Origin of the sequence: Ensifer sp. SSB1 (assembly GCF_016652895.1) — a bacterium.
Classification (GTDB): Bacteria; Pseudomonadota; Alphaproteobacteria; order Rhizobiales; family Rhizobiaceae; genus Ensifer.
In genome coordinates this window covers 1-4,120 of the sequence record NZ_JAEPRP010000312.1, presented here as the reverse complement: position 1 = coordinate 4,120, position 4,120 = coordinate 1, and the positions used below count along the sequence as shown (strand labels likewise).

At 60.2% G+C, this 4,120-nt stretch carries 4 protein-coding genes and 1 pseudogene; 3 read left to right on the top strand and 2 right to left on the bottom strand.

Features of this window, described 5'->3' with window-relative positions; translation table 11 throughout:
- The first annotated feature begins 50 nt into the window (after nucleotides 1-50).
- From I8N66_RS36445 to I8N66_RS36435, 3 genes and pseudogenes are all read left to right on the top strand, one after another.
- Nucleotides 51-422, top strand: coding sequence for a transposase (locus tag I8N66_RS36445; RefSeq protein ID WP_291165244.1), 372 nt, complete (start codon nucleotides 51-53; stop codon nucleotides 420-422).
- Nucleotides 419-772, top strand: coding sequence for an IS66 family insertion sequence element accessory protein TnpB (tnpB, locus tag I8N66_RS36440; protein WP_042779359.1), 354 nt, complete (start codon nucleotides 419-421; stop codon nucleotides 770-772). The genes I8N66_RS36445 and tnpB overlap by 4 nt, the downstream gene beginning before the upstream one ends.
- A gap of 45 nt (nucleotides 773-817) precedes the next feature.
- Nucleotides 818-1,864, top strand: a pseudogene (locus I8N66_RS36435) (IS66 family transposase); the annotation flags it as partial.
- A gap of 51 nt (nucleotides 1,865-1,915) precedes the next feature.
- Here the strand turns inward: I8N66_RS36435 and istB are convergent.
- Together istB and istA are read right to left on the bottom strand one after the other, a co-directional pair.
- On the bottom strand, nucleotides 1,916-2,797 hold the full coding sequence (gene istB, locus I8N66_RS36430) for an IS21-like element ISRel3 family helper ATPase IstB (protein ID WP_291165235.1): 882 nt from the start codon (nucleotides 2,795-2,797) through the stop codon (nucleotides 1,916-1,918).
- A complete protein-coding gene (gene istA / locus I8N66_RS36425; RefSeq protein ID WP_291165241.1) occupies nucleotides 2,794-4,053 on the bottom strand; it encodes an IS21 family transposase in 1,260 nt (419 codons plus the stop codon). The genes istB and istA overlap by 4 nt, the downstream gene beginning before the upstream one ends.
- Nucleotides 4,054-4,120: the final 67 nt, after the last annotated feature.

Genomic DNA, 4,120 nt, shown 5'->3' with positions numbered 1-4,120 from the left:
CGGATTTGGCAACGACTGTCCTTATTGACGTCAATAAGGACAGTGCGGCTATGGATCGAGTTGAGATTGTCGATACGGGTCGGCGTCGTCGTTTTAGCAAAGAGATGAAGCTCCAGATTGTCGCGGAGAGTTATTCGGAACCTGGCTTGTGTGCGACGACGGCGCGGCGACATGGAATATCGCGTTCGCAGTTATATGAATGGCGCCGGCTCGCGCGAGCGTGGCAACTGGATGCTGCGTCGCCTGTCGGCGGCTTTGTCCCGGCGCTGCTTGCTCCAGAGGTAAAGCCGGCAGCAGGGTCGTTGCCGACCGCCGGCCGTATGGAGGTTGTCAGCGCCAATGGTCGCCGTGTGATCGTAGACCGCGATGTCGACGTTGAAGCGCTGCTTCGGGTCTTGCGTGGACTGGAGGCGCTGCGATGAATCCGTTTCCGATGGGAACAGGGGTCAAGGTTTGGCTTTCGACGGGCTATACGGACATGCGCTGTGGCTTTCCCTCCCTGGCGCTTCGGGTGCAGGAGGTTCTGCAGCATGATCCGTTGTCAGGGCATCTCTTCGTCTTCAGGGGGCGCAGATCGGATATTTTGAAGATCATCTGGCATGATGGTCTGGGCGCCTGCCTTTTTACCCGGCGACTGGAGAAGGGCCGGTTTATCTGGCCGAATATGGAGGGCGGTGCGGTCGCGATCTCGCCGGCGCAATTGTCGTATTTGTTGTCCGGGATCGACTGGCGCAATCCGCAGGAAACCTGGCGTCCGACACGGGTCGGATAGCATTATTACATTGAAAATATTGAGTGAATCTGATCGAATGGCTTCATGACCTCGAAGCCTGTGGATCTTCCTGCGGACCTTGCGAGCGCCTATCTGGCGCTGCTTTCCGAGCGTGAGATGTTGCAGGCTGAACGTGATGTCGTTGTTGCCGAGCGCGATACCGTCGTCGCCGAACGGGACATTGCGGTGGCGCAAGCCGCCAATGCGCAGGCCATGCTGTCGGACAGTGAGGCCTTGATTGCCAGTCTGGAACTGGCGATCGAAAAGCTGAAGCGCGAACTGCGCGGTCGGCGATCCGAGCGCACGGCGCGCCTGATCGACCAGATGGAATTGCAGCTCGAAGAACTGGTGATGGCGGCGACGGAGGATGAAGCCGCAGCGCAGGCGGCTGCCGCCAAGACCGCGAGCGTACGTTCGTTCACGCGCAAACGGCCGCTCCGAAAGCCGTGGCCGGAGGATATCGAGCGCGAGCGCGTGGTGATCGATCCCCCCGTCACCTGTGCCTGCTGCGGTGGGTCGCGCCTGTCGAAACTGGGCGAGGACGTCACCGAGACGCTCGAGGAGGTTCCGCGCCGGTTCAAGGTGATCGAGACGGTGCGGGAGAAATTTACCTGCCGCGACTGCGAGGCGATCAGCCAGTCGCCGGCGCCGTTCCATGCGACGCCGCGCGGCTTCATCGGTCCTCATCTGCTGGCGACGATCCTGTTCGATAAGTTTGGCATGCATAGCCCGCTCAACCGTCAGAGCACCCGGTTCAAATGCGAGGGCATCGAGCTTTCGACCTCGACGCTGGCCGACCAGGTCGGGTATGGAACGGCCGCGCTCCTGCCGATCTTTGAACTGATCGAGGCGCATGTCTTCGCGGCCGAGCGCCTTTTTGGCGACGACACCACCATTCCCATCCAGGCCAAAGACAAATGCACGACCGGGCGAATATGGACCTACGTGCGCGATGACCGGTCCTACGGCGGCGCGGCAGCGCCGGCGGCGGTATACTATGCTTCGAGCGATCGCCGCGGCGAGCACCCGCAGAAGCACCTGGCCGAGTATGGCGGCATTCTGCAGAGTGATTGTTACAATGGCTTCGAGCCGTGTCAATGCCGCGTGAATTTTCCCCAGAAGTGCCGAAGTAAAATTCCCCACTTATGCCGACGTGGACGCCAAGGAGTTCTGGGTATTTTTCGGGGGGCGTCCGCGCGGCTTGTGTGGTGGGGCGAAAGCCGGTGGTGCGATCAGAGCTTTGGAACGGACATGTTCGGGCATAAGTTCGGCATGCTGTCGCAAACGATAGCTGGACCCTTCGATCTGCACCACGACGGCGTGGTGAAGTAGTCTGTCGAGCAGCGCCGTCGCGACAACGGGATCGCCGAAGACATCACCCCATTCTGCGAAGCCGCGATTTGACGTCAGGATCATCGCACCACGTTCATATCGGGCGTTGACGAGCTGGAAGAACAGATTGCCACCGCCTTGGATGACCGGCAGGTAGCCGATTTCGTCGACGATCAACAAGCTCGGTCTGCAGAAGAAGCGGATGCGCTCCTGGAGCCGACCTTCCCGTTCGGAACGGGCAAGCGAACCAATAAGGTCGGCGAGCGTGGTGAAATATACGCTCTTTCCAGCCTTCACGGCTTCGACGCCGAGCGCCGTGGCGAGATGGCTTTTGCCTGTTCCCGGCGGGCCAAGGAAATGAACCGCTTCATGACGATCGACGAAGCCGAGTTGCGCCAGGGTGAGGATACGATCGCGGTCGAGCGAGGGCTGGAAGGTGAAGTCGAAGCCGGCGAGTGTCTTGATCGTTGCAAGCCTACCCATTCGCAGGGCGGTCTTGATCCGGCTGTTCTCGCGAAGGGTCAGTTCCTCGGACAGGAGGATATCGATGGCTTCCAGTGCCGAGAGCTCACCGTGCTCGAGACGTCGAACGATATGGTCAAGCGCTTCCAGTGCGCGCGGCATCTTCAGGCCAACGAGATCATGACGAATACGATCGATCATGGACGGAATGGCATCGAGGGCCACGCTCATGGGCGGCTCTCCTGTGCCAGGACTTTGCCGATGGCATCGTAGAAGGCGAGAGATCGCTGAAGTACGGTGTCGCCGGCAGGCTTGACGATAATGGCGTCGTCCCGTGTCCTGGACCGATGTTGCGGCACGAGTGCTCGTCGATGGTCAGGATGAACCCGACGCTGTTTACGGCCCTCCAGGACGGGATGGGCTGCGATCAGGATGCCGTTCTCGAAGATGCGGACCTCGTCGGCGAGAGAATGGACTTCCACCATTCGGCTTCGTGTAGCATCCGGAACGCTGTAGGTGTTTCCGCCAACGCTGACCATGCCTTCCCGCGACACTCGGCGCTCCAGCTTCAAGACGGATTTGAACGGGGCCAGCGGTAATGGTCGTAGGTGCGGCCGCTCCTCGGCGAAGGCTTCATTGACGACACGCAGGGTCGTGGCGTGCTTCCTTGGATTGGCGACGGTATCCAGCCAGTGCCGAAGCTGAGCATTCAAATCATCGAGGTTGCGGAATGAGCGGGCGAGGAAGAAGTCTTCGCGGATGTAACGGAATGGCCGCTCGACCTTGCCCTTGGTCTTGGCACGATAGGGTTTGCATGCCTTGGGATGGAATCCGTAATGGCGGGCCAGGTCTATGAGGGCACGGTTATAGACGATGCCCTCTGTCTGGCCTTCACCGATGACGGCCGTCTTCATCCGGTCGTAAAGCACTTCCCGCGGAGCACCACCAATGGCCTCGAAAGCCGCAATATGGCAACGCAGGACGGTCGGTAGGTTCTGATGCATGACGAAACGCGCCCAGATGAGGCGGCTATGACCCAGCACCATCGAGAACAGCCAGACGATCCTCGGCATCATCGGCTCGTCGGTGAAAACGACGTGGAACTGGGCGAAGTCGACTTGGGCCTGCTCTCCGGGCGGCGTCTCGAAACGAACTTCGAAACCCTGACTTGCAGCAGGGCGCACATCACGGAGAAAATCCGTCACAGCCGTGTAGCCGCCGGTATAGCCTCGCTCGCGCAGTTCTCGAAATAATCGACTGCCGGTCAAACCGGGATAGGATTTGATCCGCTCCCGCAGGTATGAAGCGAACGGGTCGATAACCGTTGCCCGAGGCTTTCTCGGACCATAGGCCGGAGCCTCGAGGCCCCGCTCAATGTATTTGCGCACCGTCTTGCGATCGATGCCCGTTTCTCTGGAAATAGCCGACACCGTCAGGCCCTGCTGATGCAGATCCAGGATCATGATCGTCTCCCTCAGCTTGATCACCAACATCCCCCTTCCGACCATCGGAAGGAGTATCGGCGTTGACGCGCCGCCGGTCTTCCGGGGCGCG